The organism is Gemmatimonadaceae bacterium (assembly GCA_040882285.1).
Classification (GTDB): Bacteria; Gemmatimonadota; Gemmatimonadetes; order Gemmatimonadales; family Gemmatimonadaceae; genus JACDCY01.
The window spans coordinates 159,921-176,530 of sequence record JBBEBQ010000010.1 but is presented as its reverse complement, the minus strand read 5'-3'; the positions used below and the strand labels follow the sequence as shown (position 1 = coordinate 176,530).

Here is a 16,610-nt window from a genome sequence, read left to right as displayed (position 1 = left end):
TGGTTGAGATATTGCGCGATGAATGTCTGTGCCGCGTCAATGCGTTCGCTCGCGCGCGGGCGGCTGCGACACGGTGAGCGTGTACTCGCCGCGCGAATCGCGAGCGAGAGCGTTGGCGACCAGGATGTAGCTCCCGGTCGTATCCACTGTCCATTCGATGAGCGAGTTCGTGTCCTCGCCGCTGTCGTCGTCGTAGGTGACACGCATGAGCGAGTCTCCCTCGACGCGATACAGGTACAGGAACGTATCGAAGGCCGATGACTCCATCGAGGCGCGCAGCACCGAGCCCGCCGCCGCATCGAGCTGGTAGGCATGGAAATAGGAGCCGTCGGACAACGTCGAATCGCCGTCCGCGAGCGCGCTCCGGACCGGGACGCCGGACTGGATCGCTCGCCGCGGAGCGGCAAGTATCAGCCGCGACGTCGCTTGGTTGGACGTGCCGGAGCTTTCTTCACCGGTCTCCGCGGCGCATGCGTCGTCGCAGGGAGCGAGCATGATCGTGTACCTGGCGACGCTCGCGGTGTCGCTCGGGGCGTATGCCGTGGCGACCACCAGATACTCGCCCGCGGCCGGCAGCGTGGCCACCAGGCGGGCATTGACTCCGTCCCCGCCATCGTCATCGGTGTCGACGATCCTCACCGCGTTTCCGTCCAGCGACGCGAGGTACACGTACGGGTCCGTGTCGCGCGACACCATCGTGATCACCACGCGCTCGCTCGCGCGGCCGGTGAAGCGATACGATTGGAAGCGGCCCTTGCCGGGGAGCCGCGGCGTCCGCTCGACGAATTCCCCGGCGACGGCCGTACCCGGCGGCAGGGATCGATGCGGCGCGACCAGCGCGAGGCCAAGCTGCGCGCGCACGCCGGCGGCGGCGACGGTGCTCGCGAATGCGGCGCTCTCGGACTCGGGGCCCTGCGCGACATGGAGGATGTACGACCCCCTCGACGACCCCGAATACGAGGTGGCTACCACGACGTACGTACCAGCGCGGTCGACCTGCCATTCGACGAGCGAATTGGTGCCCTCGCCGCCGTCGTCGTCGGTCTGGACCTGGCGGAGCGAGTCTCCCTCGACTCGCAGCACGACCAGATACGGATCGAATTCCACGGACTGGAGCGATGCGCGCAACGTCTGCCCGGCGGCACCCTCGAATGAGAACGCATGGAACGCGGCGCCGTTCCGGCGCGCGTCGGCGGTGGTGAGCGAGTCCGCCACGACTCCGCTCCGCGGCATCGCGCGCCGCTCCGCGCGCAACACGAGTCCCGGCAGGCGGGGCGACCGGACCACGGGCGTGCCGTCGTCCGCGGCGCAGGCGTCGTCGCACGGGCCGCGGCTCAGCGTGTACGCGCCGGCGCCGCGCGCGCTGTCGGCACTCAGCGCCGACGCCACCAGCAGATACGTGCCGTTCTCGGGCAGCGTGGCCACGAGCCTGGCGTTGACTCCTTCTCCGCCGTCATCGTCGCTGCCGATGACGCTGAGCGAGCTGCCGCGGACCAGCGCCAGATCGAGATACGGATCGAATTGCTCCGCATTCATGTTGATGACGATGCGCTCGCCAGCGCGGCCCTCGAAGCGGTACGACTGGAAGCGGCCTCTGCCCGGCATCTGCGGGGCAGACAACGGCAGCTCGGCGCTGACGGTGTCGCCGGCGGGGAAAGGCGCGAACGTGGCGGCGAGAGCGGGGAGCAGCCTGTCGCGCCCCGCCGAAGTCTCGCCCACGGCGCATGGCCCACCCGCGGCGCAGGCGGCGCGCATGTCTTCGAGGGAAAGACGATAGTCGCCGGTGGCGCTGGTCGAAAAGCTTCCCGCGACGATCAGATAGTCGCCGGCTTCGGCGAGCTCGACGGAGAGCTGTGCGTCGAGGCTTCCGCCGCCGTCGTCATCGCGCTCGATCTCGCGCAGTGTACCATCGCCGAAATGGTACAGCTGCAGATACGCGTCGAAGTCGCCGGAGCGGTTGGTGATCACGACGCGCTCACCGGCCCTGGCCGTGTAGCGCCATGCTTGGAACGGCTTTCCATCCGGCAGCGTCAAGCTCTCGCTCTCGAGCTTGCCGGCGACCGTATCGCCCAACGCGATCCGCGTCGCGGGCGCGGCGAGGACGGTGGCCTCGGCCGACGCCTGCGGGATTTCCGCGCCGACCTCGCAAACCCGGAGCGAAGCGCACGCGTCCGAGAGCCGCATGAATGACAGCGCGTAGCTCCCAGTGTCCGCCACGGTGAGACCATTCGCCAGGACGATGTACTCACCGGTATCGGGCAGCCGCGCGGTGACCATCGAGTTGTTGCCGGCGCCGCCGTCGTCGTCCGACTTCACCACGACGATCGTGTCGCTGTCCAGCCGCAGGAGATGAAGGAACGGGTCCATGCGGCCGATGTCGGGCGCCGTCGACGAGAGCAGGATCGCGACTTCGTCGCCGGCCGCGCCCGTGAAACTGTACGCGTCAAAGAAGGTGCCGTCGCCGAGCATCGCGTCGCCGCGACCGAGCCGCGCCGACACCGTGTCGCCGAGCGCGAGGGGAGCCCTGCGCGCCGACGGAACGGAAGCGAAGAGAGCGCGCCTTTGACCCGGACCTGCGGTAGGCTCGCACGGTCCGCCCGCGGCGCACGCGGCGGCCAGCGACCGCAGGCGCAGCGTGTAGCGACCGACCGTGTCGGGGCGCAGGCTCGTCGCGACGATCACGTACGTTCCCGTCGCGGGCAGCTCGACCGCGAGCTGCGAGTCGCGCGTGTACGGCGCGTCGTCGTTCTCGCGAATGGACTCCGGTCCGCTCCCGGTTTGGCGGGCGAGGATCAGATACGTGTCGAAGTCCGGCGAGCCGTGGTCGATCACGATCCGCTCGCCTTCGCCGCCCTCGAAGCGCCAGGCGTCGAAGAAGCTGCTGTCACGCAGGCGCGAATCCGCGCGCGTGAGCTCGGCCGGAATGGAATCGCCCACGGCGATGGACCGCGCGGCGGCCACGTCGATGCGGCTGATCGGCGTCAGGTCGCCGGGGGCGGCGCCTTCCACGGCGCAGGGCCCGCCGGCAACGCACGCTTCCGCAAGCGTCGAGAGCGAGATCCGGTAGCCTCCGGTTCGTCTCGCCAGCAGCGTGTTCGCGACGATGAGGTAGTCGCCGTCCGCCGGGATCCGTATCGCGAAGCGCGCGGTCCTGGCGCTGTCGGCCAGCTCCATCTGCAACGGCTGCTGCGATTCACCGCGCGCGTCCACGAGCATCGCGACCGCGTCGAAGTCCCGCGACTCGAGCGCGACGGCGAGGTCCTGTCCCGCGCGCGCCGAGAAACGCCACACCTGGAAATACGAATCGTCCGGGAAGATGGGATCGCTCGCGGTCAGCGCCGCTTCGTGTGTGGCTCCGACCGTGATGGCGCGCGCCGGCGCGCGCCGGGCGTGCGTTCCGTAACTCGGGCCGCTGGACGTGCCCGAGTCCTGCGCCGCGGAGACGGCGGGAAGCAGCGGCGCGGCCAGAGAGAACGCGAGCGCGAGCGAGCGGATGGCGGGCATGGGAGGCGCGGCTACCTGACGATGAGCGGGAAATCCTGCGGCGGTATCCGCATCCACGGCTCCTGATCGACGACGCCGTACTGCTTCGACAAGACGGGAAGAACCCGCCGCGCGGCGCTCGCGAGATCATCGATCTTCCGTACGGCCGGGCGATCGCCGGGCTCCGGCTCGTGCTGCAACAGCGCGGCGGTGAAGAGGCCACGACCGAGGAGCGCCGACTCCTTCGCGGCGCCCGAAGGTTGCGTCGCCGCCAGGATTCCGGCCTCCGCTTCCATGCTCAGCGTTCTGAACAGGCTCTGCCCCACCGCCTCTTTCCCAACGAGGAAGTTGCCCATCGATCCGGAGTTGCATGCGTCGAACACGAGGAGCTTCGAGGACGACGCGATTCCGCTGAGCCAGATCAGCAGCTCGCCGGCGTGAATGCCCTTGCTCGCGAGCAGCTTCCAGTCGCGCAGGTCGGTGACCTCGACGGACGTGAGGAAGAAGCTCTCGGTCTGGGATTGGCCGCGCTTCGCCAGCGCGCCGTGTCCCGCGTAGAAGAAGACGAACGTGTCGTTCGATCCGACGCTGTCCGCCAGCATCAGGAACTTGGCTTCGATCGCGTCCTTGGTCGCGGCGGCGTCGAACAGCGAGTCGACCCGAACGCTGTCAAAGAGCGGCGAGGCCTGCCGCCGCAGGGAATCGGCGAACGCCCGCGCGTCATTGCGCGCGAAGGAAAGTGCGGGCGCGTCGTCGCGGTAGGTATCGATGCCGATGGTGAGGATGTGCAGCGTGCTGCCCGCCAGTGGACTCGTTCCGTGGACGGTCTCGCGCGCGGGCTCCGACGCGGCTCCGGCCGCAGTGTAGGCGACCGCTTCGAAATTGTTGGCTCCAGGGATGAGATCGGTCTCGAAGACCCAGGAGTTGGCCGGGCACTCCGCGCCGGTCTCTTCCACTACGGCGCGCGCGCGGGCCGGAAGCTTGGCTCCATCCACCGCCAGCTCGACCTTGCCGATCCCGCCGCCGCGGTCCTCGGCGGCGACGCAGATCTCGGCGGTCTCGCCTCGCGTGGTCTTCCTGGTCTCGACGAACAGAATGCGGACGCCAGGCGCCGACGCCTTGCCGGGCTCGGCCTTGGCCTCGGTCGCGGGCGCGGGAATCTTGTCTTTGTCGATGCCGGCCTGCGCGGACGCTCTGCCGCCAGCGAACAAAGCGCACGACAGCGCCGTGAGCGCGAGCGCACGGAGGGTCATTTTCATTTGCATGGAGTTGCTTTCAATCCAACCGGGGAGCTTCAACCTTACGGTACCCGAAGGCGAAAGTAAACAGGCGTAACGAAAGGTCCCTGACCACTCATTACGGCGGCGGCGCGCGATGTCATCGCGGGAACGCCACCATGCTCTCGTGGCCCTCGCGGTCGACTGCCGCGACCCCGAAGAAATAGTTGTCGATGATGACGTTCTCGAGCGTGTACTCCGTGACGTTGCCCACGAACCGCGACCGCGTCCAGTTCACTTCGCTCGGCTTTCTCCAATAGATCCTGTAGCCGAGCAGGTCCGGCGCATCGACGGCCTTCCAGCGGAGCGTGGGCGAAGGCTGCACAGCGCCGCGAATCGAAACCGAGTCCGGAGCCGGGGGAGCCCAGGCCAGCGAGATGAGCGTCGCCGCATCGAGCGCGGTCATCGCGGCGGCGTACTCGAAGTTCACGTTTTCGATCACGTCGCCGTAGGCGACGCCGTTCTCGGTACGGAGGTCCTGGTGCTGGCGCGTGTAGTCCTCGTGCGTTTCCATGAGCCGGACCGCCGGGTAGCCTTCATTATAGAAGGGGGTGTGGTGCCCCCCGCGGCCGTACCGGTCGAGCCGGTAGATGATCTCGACGTCGAGATTGGGGAAGTACGTGTCGGCGACCCTGTCGATGTAGCGCGCGAGCTGGCGCGACGGCGTGTCGAGCTCGCCTCCGGTCGTCAGGATCCGTCGCAGTTCCGCGGCCGTGGTGGTCGGCGGAAGGCCGGGCGCGAACACCCGCGCCGCGGTATTCTCGATGACGCCGTCGATCCCGCTGATGTTCCCGACCATGTCGTTGTTGATGACAGCGTCGAGATTCCAGCCTTCGGCCTTCGCCGCGCGCGCGACGATGCCCCCGCCGAACAACCCCTGCTCCTCACCGGACAGGCCGGCGTAGACGATGGACGCGTCGGGCTGGTAGCGAGTGAGCAGCCGCGCCGCTTCGAGGATGGCGGCGATGCCGCTGGCGTTGTCGTTAGCGCCGGGCGAGTCGGAAGTGTCGTTCAGCGCATTGGTGACGCGCGAATCGATGTCTCCGCTCAGCAGGACGTACCGGTTCGGGTCCGAGCGCCCCCGCTGGATGGCGACGACGTTGACCACGTTCACGTCCCGCGGGATGCGGGGCATGGAGTCGCCCTTCACGACGTCGGAGATGTAGCGCACCTCGAGACATCCGCCGCACGCGTCGGAGATCCGACGGAACTCGTCGAAGATCCACCGGCGCGCGGCACCGATTCCGCGCGTCGGGGACAGCGTGTCGGACATGGTGTGCCTGGTGCCGAAGCCGACGAGCGCGCGGATGTCCCGCTCGATGCGCTCCGACGACGCCGCGGCCACGATGGCGTGGATGCGCGGGTCCTCGAATGAGGGCGGATTCGGCGTGGCCGTCTGCGCGCCGGCGAGGGCGGGCAGCGTCAGCAAAGCGGCTACCAGAGGTATGACAGTCGCGCGTGATACCATTGACCTCCAAAAAAACGGTGGACTTTCTCGACGTCGCCTCAAATTTGGCGAAAGGTTGGCAAGAAAAGTCCGGCCCGCTGGAGATCAAATCCGCGAAAGGCCGGCCGTTCTCTCCCAAGGCCGGCGTTCTCTCCTAGTGGCTCAGCGTGGGGTGGCCCACAGCTGAATCTGGAGTCGAGCGGTTAGGCGCGCCCTCCTGCCGCACCGCTGCCCAGGAACCGGTTGTACAGCGCGGCCAGGGCGGCGAGTGCCAGGCCGGTGCCGACGACCCAGACGACGAGCCAAACGAGGAAGCCGCCCCAGGCCATCGAGTACCCCATTCCAGCCGCGCCGCCCATCCCGCTCATCCCGCTCACTCCGCGGTGCATTGCCACGCCGCCGAAGGTGCTCCCCGCGGGCGTGACGGCTACGACGAGCGCGCAGAGGAGAATGACCAGGCCGGCGACCGTGCTGCCGGCCAACCCGAGGGCGCGAGGATCGAGCCTCATGGATACCTCCGGAAAAGAAGGTGAAAGTCGCCACATTGACGGTGGACCCTTTCCGGAAGCCGCGCAAGCAGGTCTTCGCGCATCATGCGTAGGGCAACCCCTGAGGGCTCGGCGGGCGGCGGGCGGGTTGATATAGGGGGACGGGGTATATAGATTGCCGCGGCATGTCGACGACCGAATTGCTCGTGATGGCGGCGGGGCTCGCCGGAATCGTGTGGGTCAACTGGTACTTCTTTGTGGCGGGCCGAGCCGCGGCGACCGTCCGGGGATCCGAGGTCGTGATAACGGTGGACAACGGCTACTCACCCGCGACGATCCGCGCACGGGCCGGCGTTCCGCTCAGGATCGTGTTCGATCGCAAGGACGATTCGAGCTGCTCGGAAGAGGTCGTATTCCCGGATTTCGGCGTCCGGAAGTTTCTCCCGACGGGCGAAAAAACGACGATCGAAATCACGCCGCCGAAGCCGGGCCGGTACGAGTTCATGTGCGGCATGGCGATGCTACGCGGGACGCTGATAGCGGAAGAATGACGCACACCAAGGTCCGGATCCCGGTAACGGGAATGACCTGCGCCGCGTGCCAGTCGCGCGTGCAGTCCACCCTGCAGAAGCAGCCCGGCGTCGAGGACGCCGCGGTCAATCTCATGATGGGGAACGCCACCATCACGTACGATCCCGCCGAGACCAGCCCCGAGCGGTTGGTCGAGGCGGTGCGGGAGACCGGATACGGCGCCGAGCTGGCGGCGCCGGATCTGTCCGCGTTCGACGAGCAGGAAGCGCGAGACCGGGCGCAGACGGAAGAGTTTCTCGATCTCCGGCGCAAGGCGATCGTGAGCGGGATCGCGGGCGTGATCGCGATGGCGCTGTCGATGCCGCTCATGGCGGACGCAGCGAACCAGGCGCACGGACCCACGGCCGATCCGTTCATGCGCTGGACCATGACGTCGCTCACGCCGTGGCTGCAGTCGGTCGCGCCGTGGCTGTACGGGATTCCGGCGCAAGCGCTGTCCTACGGCCTGCTCCTGCTGACCGCGGCCGTGATGTTGTGGGCGGGGCGCCACTTCTACACCCGCGCATGGACGGCTTTCCGCCACCACGCCGCGGACATGAACACACTGATCGCCGTCGGCACGGGCGCGGCGTTTCTGTACTCGCTCCTGGCGACGCTGAGGCCCGGCTTCTTCGTGAGTCGCGGGATCCCGCCCGACGTCTACTACGAGGCGGTGATAATCATCATCGCGCTCATCCTCGCGGGCAACGCGCTCGAATCGCGCGCCAAGAAGCAGACCGCCGCCGCGCTGCGCGGGCTCGCGAGCCTGCGGCCGAAGACGGCGCGAGTGCTGCGCGACGGCGCGGAGGTCGACGTTCCGGTCGAGAGCGTGCAGCACGACGAGACTATCGTGCTCCGGCCCGGTGAGCGGGTGCCCGTCGACGGCGAGGTGCTGTCGGGGGAGAGCGCGGTGGACGAGTCGATGCTCACCGGAGAATCGCTCGCGGTTGCGAAGAAGACCGGCGACCGGATGATCGGCGGCACGGTCAACCTCACGGGATCGGTGCGATACCGCGCGACGACGCTCGGCGCCGACAGCGTGCTGGCGCAGATAGTGAAGCTCATGCGCGACGCGCAGGGATCGCGCGCGCCGATCCAGCGCTTGGCGGACAGGATCAGCGGGATCTTCGTGCCGGTGGTGATCTCGATCGCCATCGTGACATTCGTCGCATGGTTCGTCACGGCGGACACGGCGCCGGCGGTGCGCGCGTTCGCTGCGGCCGTCGCGGTGCTCATCATCGCCTGCCCGTGCGCGATGGGACTGGCGGTGCCGACGGCGGTAATGGTCTCGACCGGCAAGGGCGCGGAGATGGGCGTGCTGATCAAGGGCGGGGAGGCGCTGCAGCGCGCCGGGGATCTCACGGTGATCGCGATGGACAAGACTGGCACCGTGACGGAAGGGAAGCCGACGGTGACGGACATGGTTCTGGCTCCGGGCGGTCCCGTGCAGGACGAGACCCGTCTGCTCCATCTGGTCGCGTCGCTCGAAGGATCCAGCGAGCATCCGCTCGCGGACGCGGTCGTGCGCTACGCGGAGAGCCGCGGTATCGCGCGTGCCGGCGTGGAATCGTTCTCCACCGTTACGGGCAAGGGTCTGTCCGGCGTCGTCGATGGCGTGAGAGTCGCGGCTGGGAACGAGGCCATGGTGTCCGACGCCGGCGCGGACGCATCGTCGCTGCGTTCCGACGCGGATCGGCTGTCCGCGGAAGCGAAGACGGCGGTGTACGTGGCCGCGGACGGGAAGCTCGCGGGACTGCTCGCGATCGCGGATCCGATCCGAAGCACGTCGCGTGACGCGATCGCGCGACTGCAACGACTGGGACTCGACGTTGTTCTTCTCACCGGCGACAACGAGAAAACCGCGAGCGCAATCGCGCGGGAGGCAGGCATCAGTCGCGTGGTCGCCGGCGTGCTCCCCAAGGGAAAGGTGGAGGAGATCAAGCGCCTGCAGAGCGAAGGCCAGGTCGTCGCCATGGTGGGTGACGGGATCAACGACGCGCCCGCGCTCGCACAGGCAGACATCGGAATGGCCATCGGCACCGGGACCGACATCGCGGCCGAGGCCGCCGACGTGGTGCTGATGCGCGGCGACCTGGGAAGCGTGGTGCAGGCTGTCCGCCTGTCGCGGCGGACGATGCGGACGATGAAGCAGAACCTGTTCTGGGCGTTCATATACAACGTCATCGGAATCCCGATCGCGGCGGGCGCGCTGTATCCGGTGCTCGGACTGCTGCTCAGTCCGATTCTCGCCAGCCTGGCGATGGCGTTCAGCTCGGTCAGCGTAGTGACCAACAGCCTGCGGCTGCGCGGCTTCCGCGCGGCGGGATGACGCGATGGCTCCCCAAGGAAAGGCACGAGCGGGAGAAGCAGCGGTGGCGTGTGGCTGCGGAGTGGAAGACCGGAACGAGCCGGGCCGGAAGGCCGCGGCCGTCGATCCCGACGCCAAGATCAGAAACCTGAAGCGGCTCCGCAGAATCGAGGGCCAGGTGCGCGGGCTGCACAAGATGATCGAGGAGGATCGCTACTGCGCCGACATCATGGCGCAGATCTCCTCGGTCAACGAGGCGTTGCGCGGGGTCGGCCGCGAGCTGATGCGGAATCATTTGAAGCATTGCGCGACATCCGCGATCCGGGCGGGGGAGAGCGAGGCGGAAGCCATGTACGACGAGCTTCTGGACCTCATGCACCGGTTCAACCGGTAGGGCCTTCGCGGTTAGCTCAAGGCCGCATAAGGGGTTAACGCACGGTTATTGCGGTCGTCCAACCAACGAATCACCCCCCTCGCCCGTAGTTCGGGAGACGGCGCCGAGCACGTCGCGCTCGAGCGCCCGCCAGACAAATCTTGAGGACTTAATGCAAAGAAAGCGCATGATCGCGGCGGGTGCCGCGCTGCTCGTTATCGTCGTCGCCGGTTGGATGGTGAGCCGGGCCAACTCCGAGAAGGAGTCTCCCTACCGGTTCGCGACCGTCGAGCGTGGCGATCTCGAAGCTTCCGTGTCCGCCACGGGTAAGCTCGGAGCCGTGACGACGGTGCAGGTCGGCACACAGGTCTCCGGGCAGGTCTCCGCGATCCATGTTGACTTCAACGACCGCGTGCGCAAGGGACAGCTGATCGCGCGGATCGATCCGACGCTGCAGCAGCAGGCGGTGCGCGACGCGCTCGCCGGTCTCGAGCGCGCGCAGGCCGAGCGGGCCCAGGCGCAGCGCGAGTACAATCGCAACAAGCAGCTGTTCGATCGCAAGGTCCTCACTGAAGCCGAGTTCAACAACGCGCAATACACGCTCGCGATCGCCAACGCGTCGGTGAAGTCGGCGCAGGTCACGCTGGATCGCGCGCGGCAGAATCTGTCGTACACGTCGATCTACGCGCCGATCGACGGGATCGTGGTCGAACGCAACGTGGACGTCGGCCAGACGGTGGCCGCGAGCCTCTCCGCGCCGCAGCTGTTCCTGATCGCGAACAACCTCTCCCAGATGCAGATCCTCGCGTCGGTGGACGAGAGCGACATCGGTCTGATCAAGGACGGGCAGGAAGTCCGCTTCAGCGTGCAGGCCTATCCCGACGAGACTTTCCGCGGGACCGTGCGGCAGGTACGGCTGCAGTCGGTCACGCAGGAGAACGTGGTGAACTACACAGCTGTCGTGGAGGTGGACAACTCGAGCGCCAAACTGCTCCCCGGCATGACCGCGACGGTCGATTTCCTCACCGGCGCGGCGAAGAACGTGCTGCTCGTCCCGAACGCCGCGCTCCGCGTGCGTCCGACGACGGCGATGCTGGAGCAGGTGCGGGGACAGATGGAGGTTGCGCGCAATGGCGCGGGTGACACGACGCGCCGGCGCGATTCCGGCGCCGCGACCGACAGCGCGCGCCGCGCGCAGTTCATCGCCGCGCGCCGGCAGGCTGGCGGAGGTGGCGGCGCGCCGGGCGGACCCGGAGGGCAGGCACGTCCGGGCGCGGGCACTCCGCGACCGAACGACATGGTCATGCTCTGGTACGTGGACAAGGACGGGAAGCTCGGCGCGGCCAGGGTACGCACGGGATTGAGCGACGGACAGAAGACCGAAGTTCGCGGCCAGGGGATCACCGAGGGCATGCAGGTGATCGTCGCGGTGACGCAGAGCGATCAGCCGGCCGGCGCAGCCAGCCCTTTCCAGGCAGCCGGACAAACGCGTCGCGGCCCGGGCGGGTTCTGATGATGGCCAACGAGAGCATCCCTCCCGTCATTCACGTCGAGTCGGTGACGAAGGTGTACGAGATGGGAAAGAACAAGGTCCGCGCGCTGCGGGGCGTGGACCTGGAGGTTCAGCGCGGCGAGCTGATCGCGGTCATGGGAGCTTCCGGCTCGGGCAAGTCCACCCTCATGAACATCCTCGGCTGCCTCGACACTCCGACGTCGGGCAGCTACCACCTGGACGGGATTCGCGTGGACGGTCTCACGCGCAACGAGCTGGCGCAGCTGCGGAACGAGAAGCTCGGGTTCGTCTTCCAGGGCTTCAATCTTCTGTCGCGCACGAGCGCGCTCGACAACGTCGAGCTGCCGCTGCTGTACGATCACTCCGGCCGCAAGCGGGACACGAAGGCGCTCGCCGCTGAAGCGCTCGATCGGGTCGGTCTCGGCGACCGGATGGACCACCATCCGAGCGAGCTGTCCGGCGGGGAACAGCAGCGCGTGGCGGTTGCGCGCGCCCTCGTCACCGAGCCGGCGCTCCTCCTCGCGGACGAACCGACCGGAAATCTGGACAGCCGTACGTCGGTCGAGGTGATGGCTCTCTTCCAGGAGCTGAACGATCAGGGGATAACGATCCTGCTGGTGACGCACGAGCACGACATCTCGCGGTACGCCAAGCGAGAGGTCGAGGTGCGCGACGGCAGGATCATCCGGGACGAGCCCGTTCGGGATCGGCACGTCGCGCGCTCGGACCTCAGCGAGCTCCCCGACCAGGAGCTGGTGGCGGCCCCATGAGAAAATCGGTGCTGGTGAAAGTCGCCGTGCAGAGCATCCTGAAGAACAAGATGCGGAGCCTGCTCACCATGCTCGGCATCGTGATCGGCGTCGGCGCCGTGATCGTAATGGTCGCGGTAGGGCAGGGGGCGCAGTCGCGCATCGAGCAGCAGATCCAGAATCTCGGCACGAACATGATCGTGATCACGCCCGGCTCCAGCCAGCAGGGCGGCGTCAGCCAGGGCGCGGGCACGTTCAACCGCCTCTCGCTGGCCGACGCGGAAAAGCTGAAGCGCGAGGGCGGCCAGCTCTCGGGCGTGACGCCGGTGATCTTTACGCGCGCGCAGGCGATCGGCGGACAGGGAAACTGGCGGACGATCATCAACGGCGTCGCCACGGATTGGCAGACGATCCGCGACTGGCCGCTGAAGTCGGGAACGTTCTTCTCCGAGACGGACGTGCGCTCCATGCGCAAGGTCGCGGTCCTCGGCAGCACGGTGGCGACCAATCTCTTTCTCGGCGCCGATCCGGTCGGGCAGCAGGTGCAGCTTCGCGGAGTTCCCTTCACCGTGATCGGCGTGCTGGAGACGAAGGGACAGACCGCCAGCGGAACGGACCAGGACGACGTGATCGTCGTCCCTTATACCACGGCGCAGACCCGGCTCAGCGGCTGGGCACGCGTATGGCAGATTCTCGCGGCGACCTACTCGCCGACCGACATACCGGCAGCGCAGCAGGAGATCCGGATCTTGCTGCGGGAATCGCATCGGCTCGGCGCGGACGACGACGACGACTTCACGATCCGGAATCAGACCGAGCTGGCGGACGCCGCCTCCGGCACGACGCAAGTGATGTCGTATCTGCTGGCCGCAATCGCCTCGATCTCGCTCCTCGTCGGCGGAATCGGCATCATGAACATCATGCTCGTATCCGTCACCGAGCGGACACGGGAGATCGGAATCCGGATGGCGATCGGCGCGCGCGGCTCCGACGTGCTGACGCAGTTCCTCATCGAGAGCGTGGTGATGAGCCTGCTCGGCGGAATCATCGGCCTGCTCGTCGGCTTCGCGGGCGCGGCGATCCTCGGGAAGATGACCGGGTGGAGCACGGCCACTCCGCCCGAAGCGGTCGCAATCGCGGTCGTGTTCTCCGCGGCCGTCGGAATCTTCTTCGGCTTTTATCCAGCGCGCAAAGCCGCGTCGCTGAATCCAATCGAGGCTCTCAGGTACGAATGAAAAACAAGGCTGCGTGCTGCGTGCTGCGTGCTGCGTGCTGGACGGCACTTGGCGCGGTGATGTTTTTGGGGGCGCCCGGGCTTCAGGCGCAAACGGCTCAGGTGATCACTTTCCGCGACGCGATCAGGATAGCGCTGGATCGGAACACCGCGCTCAAGCTCGCGCGTAACGCGTCGGAGCTCGATGAAGTGGCGCTGCGGCAGGAGCGAGCGCAGCGCGTGCCCGATTTCAGGTACAACGCTTCGACCGCGCAGACCTACGGCCGCACGTTCAACCAGAGCGAAGGACGCGTCGAGAACCGCAGCACACAGACGGTGAACACGGGCGTGCAATCGAGCTTCCTGCTGTACGACGCGTCGGTCTCGCCGTCGATCAGGGCCGCGAGGCTGGGCGCCGAGGCCGGCGATCTGGACGTGGAGCGAACGCGGCAGACGGTGGTGTTCACCGTGGCGACGAACTTTCTCGGCCTGATCCAGAATCGCGAGCAGCTGCGGGTTCGACGGCAGAGCCTGGCCGCGGAGGAAGCACTCGAAGCGCAAATCAATGAGTACGTGGAAGCCGGCTCGCGGCCGATCGCCGATCTATACCAGCAGCAGGCGGTGGTGGCGAGCTCGCGGCTGGCGGTGGTGGACGCCGATCGCGCGGCACAGCTCGCCGAGGTGGATCTGATGCAGACGCTGCAGCTGGATCCGAGGGGCGAGTACGAGTTCGTCGCGCCGGAGTTCGACGAGGCCGCCTCGGCGCAGCAGTATCAGTTCGACAGCCTGCTCGTCCGCGCGCTGGCGCAGCGCGTGGACCTTGGAGCGGAAGAGATCAGGCTGGAGGCGGCGGAGCAGGGACTGCGCGCGGCGCGCGCGGGGAGAAGGCCGGCGCTCTCGCTCACGGCCGGCTACAACACGGCGTACAGCAGCGCCACCGAGCTGAACTTCGTCGATCAGCTCGATCAGCGCCGCGGCGGGTCGGTAGGTCTGGGACTGTCGCTGCCGATCCTGGATCGGTCGGGAACGTCAATTGCCACACAGCGGGCGCGCATCGCCGCCGACAATGCGCGCATCTCGGTCGAGGACCGGCGGCAGGAAGTAGCGCTCCAGGTGCGGCGGGCTCAGCTCGATTTCCAGTCGGCGCAGGAGCAGCTGCGCGCGGCGGAGGCGCAGCAGCGCGCGGCCGAGCTCGCGCTGCAGACCGTGCAGGAGCGGTACGAGGTCGGAGCGGCGACGCTGGTCGAGCTGACTCAGGCACGGGCGGTGGGTGTGCAGGCCGCGAGCGCGATCGTGAGCGCGCGGTACAATCTGCTCTTCCAGCGCACGCTCATGGACTACTACATAGGCGTATTGAATCCGGAGACCGTGAGATGACCGGCGGGCCGTTCCGCGAGATCAGCCACAATCTGCTGCGAATAATGGCGGGCTTGCTGTTCATGCAGCACGGCGCGCAGAAGCTGTTCGGCTGGCTGGAGGGCAGACAGGTCACCGACATCGCGTCGATAACGGGAGTGGCCGGCATTCTGGAGTTCTTTGGCGGTGCGCTGATCGCGCTCGGATTGTTGACCCGGCCTGTGGCCTTCATTCTCTCCGGCGAGATGGCGGTGGCGTATTTTTGGCGGCACCTGCCGGGCGGCTTCTGGCCTATTCTCAACCGGGGAGAGCTTGCGGCGCTTTACTGCTTCATCTTCCTCTTCTTCGCCGCGCACGGGCCCGGGACCTGGAGTCTCGACGCGCTCCTCCGACGCAGGAAGCACGGAGCAGCCGCCGGGTAGCCTGTCGGACTTGCCGCGTACGCTCACGCTGCGCGACCTCGTCCTCTTCTACATAGTTGCCGTCTTCAATCTCCGCTGGCTGCCGGTCGCGGCCGCGGCGGGCCCGGGCGCGATCGTAATCTGGATCGTCGCCTGCCTGACGCTGTTCCTGCCGCTGGCGCTGTGCGTGGTCGAGCTGTCGTCGCGGTACCCGGAGGAGGGCGGGATGTACGTCTGGAGCCGCCGCGCGTTCGGCGACTTCGCCGGATTCATGACCGGTTGGACGTACTGGATGTCCAACATCCCGTATTTCCCGGGCGTGCTCTACTTCGCGGCGGGGAACGCGCTGTTCGTGGTCGGCGCGCAAGATACCGGGCTCGCCGCGAGTCCCGCGTATTTCATCATCGCGGCCGTCATCGGACTCGCTATCGCCGTGCTCCCGAACGTCGCCGGCATGCGCGTCGGGAAGTGGGTACAAAACGCCGGCGCTGTCGGAGTCTGGATTCCGGCGCTCGTGTTGATAGCGCTGGGAATGATCGGCGCCGCGCGGTTCGGCAGCGCTACGAGCTTCTCGCTCCCCACGTCCATGCCGCCGCTGGCGTTGAAGGACGTATGGTTCTGGTCGACGATCGCGTTCGCTTTCGGCGGCGTGGAGACCGCTTCGATGATGGCGAGGTCGGTCAAGGATCCGCGGCGCACGATTCCGCGAGCGATCGCGATCGCCGGAGTCACTATCGTCACGCTGTACGTGCTGGGCACCATCGCCATTCTCGTGGCGATCCCCGCGGCGGAAGTCGGAGGGATCCCGGGAATCATGCAGGCCATCACCCGTGTAGCCGGGCGGGTCGACGCCGCGGGTATCGCTCCGGTAGCTGCCGTGTTCATCACTGTGGGCGCGGTCGGAGCGGTGGGCGCCTGGCTCACCGCCGTCGCGCGGCTGCCGTTCGTCGCCGGGCTCGAGGGCCGGCTGCCGGCGTCGTTCGGGAAGTTGCACCCGCGGTACGGCACGCCTTACGTCGCGATGCTGGCGCAGGCAGCGATCACCGTGGTGTTGATCGTCGTGGGGCAGGCCGGCACCGACATCCGCGGCGCGTACAACGTCATGATCAGCATGTCGATAATCGCCTACTTCATTCCGTTCCTGCTCATGTTTGCCGCCATGATCCGGCTGAGCCGCGAGCCGGCACCGGAAGCCGCGTTCACCATCCCGGGTGGAGCGCGGGGCACGATTCCCGTCGCCGTCCTCGGATTCGCCACCACGCTCGTCGCCCTCGTGCTGGCGTTCATCCCGGCCGCGGACGAGGCCAACAAGCCGCTGGCGGTCGGAAAGATCGTCGGGCTTACCGCATTGCTGCTCGTCTCCGGCGCCGCCATTTACGCGCGGAGCGAGCGCGCACGTCGAATCTCCGCGAGCCGCGGGATAGTTTAGGGC

Annotated in this window: 13 protein-coding genes; 9 read left to right on the top strand and 4 right to left on the bottom strand. The window is 67.5% G+C overall.

The genetic code is table 11. The annotated features are described in order from the left end of the window. Positions 1-36: 36 nt before the first annotated feature. The 4 genes from WEA80_06390 to WEA80_06375 form a co-directional block, all read right to left on the bottom strand. Positions 37-3,504: a hypothetical protein gene (locus tag WEA80_06390; protein ID MEX1186200.1), complete on the bottom strand. Its 3,468-nt coding sequence runs from the start codon at positions 3,502-3,504 to the stop codon at positions 37-39. A gap of 11 nt (positions 3,505-3,515) precedes the next feature. Next, positions 3,516-4,742, bottom strand: a complete 1,227-nt coding sequence (locus WEA80_06385) for a caspase family protein (protein ID MEX1186199.1) — start codon at positions 4,740-4,742, stop codon at positions 3,516-3,518. Between the two features lie 118 nt (positions 4,743-4,860). Beyond that, positions 4,861-6,189 (bottom strand): M28 family peptidase, encoded by a 1,329-nt coding sequence (locus WEA80_06380; protein ID MEX1186198.1) that lies wholly within the window; start codon positions 6,187-6,189, stop codon positions 4,861-4,863. A 221-nt stretch (positions 6,190-6,410) separates the two neighbouring features. Continuing rightward, on the bottom strand, positions 6,411-6,716 hold the full coding sequence (locus WEA80_06375) for a hypothetical protein (GenBank protein MEX1186197.1): 306 nt from the start codon (positions 6,714-6,716) through the stop codon (positions 6,411-6,413). A gap of 164 nt (positions 6,717-6,880) precedes the next feature. On the opposite strand from WEA80_06375, the gene WEA80_06370 reads away from it, so the two are divergent. From WEA80_06370 to WEA80_06330, 9 genes are all read left to right on the top strand, one after another. Beyond that, positions 6,881-7,246, top strand: coding sequence for a cupredoxin domain-containing protein (locus WEA80_06370; GenBank protein MEX1186196.1), 366 nt, complete (start codon positions 6,881-6,883; stop codon positions 7,244-7,246). Next, positions 7,243-9,594: a heavy metal translocating P-type ATPase gene (locus tag WEA80_06365; protein ID MEX1186195.1), complete on the top strand. Its 2,352-nt coding sequence runs from the start codon at positions 7,243-7,245 to the stop codon at positions 9,592-9,594. The genes WEA80_06370 and WEA80_06365 overlap by 4 nt, the downstream gene beginning before the upstream one ends. A gap of 4 nt (positions 9,595-9,598) precedes the next feature. Next, the gene (locus tag WEA80_06360; protein ID MEX1186194.1) at positions 9,599-9,967 is read left to right on the top strand and encodes a metal-sensitive transcriptional regulator; all 369 of its coding nucleotides are present in this window, start codon (positions 9,599-9,601) and stop codon (positions 9,965-9,967) included. Positions 9,968-10,118: 151 nt separating this feature from the next. Further along, complete coding sequence (locus tag WEA80_06355) at positions 10,119-11,459, top strand: efflux RND transporter periplasmic adaptor subunit (protein MEX1186193.1); 1,341 nt, start codon at positions 10,119-10,121, stop codon at positions 11,457-11,459. 2 nt (positions 11,460-11,461) lie between these two features. Then, positions 11,462-12,229 (top strand): ABC transporter ATP-binding protein, encoded by a 768-nt coding sequence (locus WEA80_06350; protein ID MEX1186192.1) that lies wholly within the window; start codon positions 11,462-11,464, stop codon positions 12,227-12,229. Further along, positions 12,226-13,443: an ABC transporter permease gene (locus WEA80_06345; GenBank protein ID MEX1186191.1), complete on the top strand. Its 1,218-nt coding sequence runs from the start codon at positions 12,226-12,228 to the stop codon at positions 13,441-13,443. The genes WEA80_06350 and WEA80_06345 overlap by 4 nt, the downstream gene beginning before the upstream one ends. Continuing rightward, positions 13,440-14,798: a TolC family protein gene (locus tag WEA80_06340; GenBank protein MEX1186190.1), complete on the top strand. Its 1,359-nt coding sequence runs from the start codon at positions 13,440-13,442 to the stop codon at positions 14,796-14,798. The genes WEA80_06345 and WEA80_06340 overlap by 4 nt, the downstream gene beginning before the upstream one ends. Further along, the gene (locus WEA80_06335) at positions 14,795-15,199 is read left to right on the top strand and encodes a DoxX family protein (GenBank protein ID MEX1186189.1); all 405 of its coding nucleotides are present in this window, start codon (positions 14,795-14,797) and stop codon (positions 15,197-15,199) included. The genes WEA80_06340 and WEA80_06335 overlap by 4 nt, the downstream gene beginning before the upstream one ends. A gap of 10 nt (positions 15,200-15,209) precedes the next feature. After that, positions 15,210-16,607 carry an APC family permease gene (locus tag WEA80_06330; protein ID MEX1186188.1) on the top strand — a complete coding sequence of 466 codons (1,398 nt, stop codon included), beginning with the start codon at positions 15,210-15,212 and terminating at the stop codon, positions 16,605-16,607. Positions 16,608-16,610 lie beyond the last annotated feature (3 nt).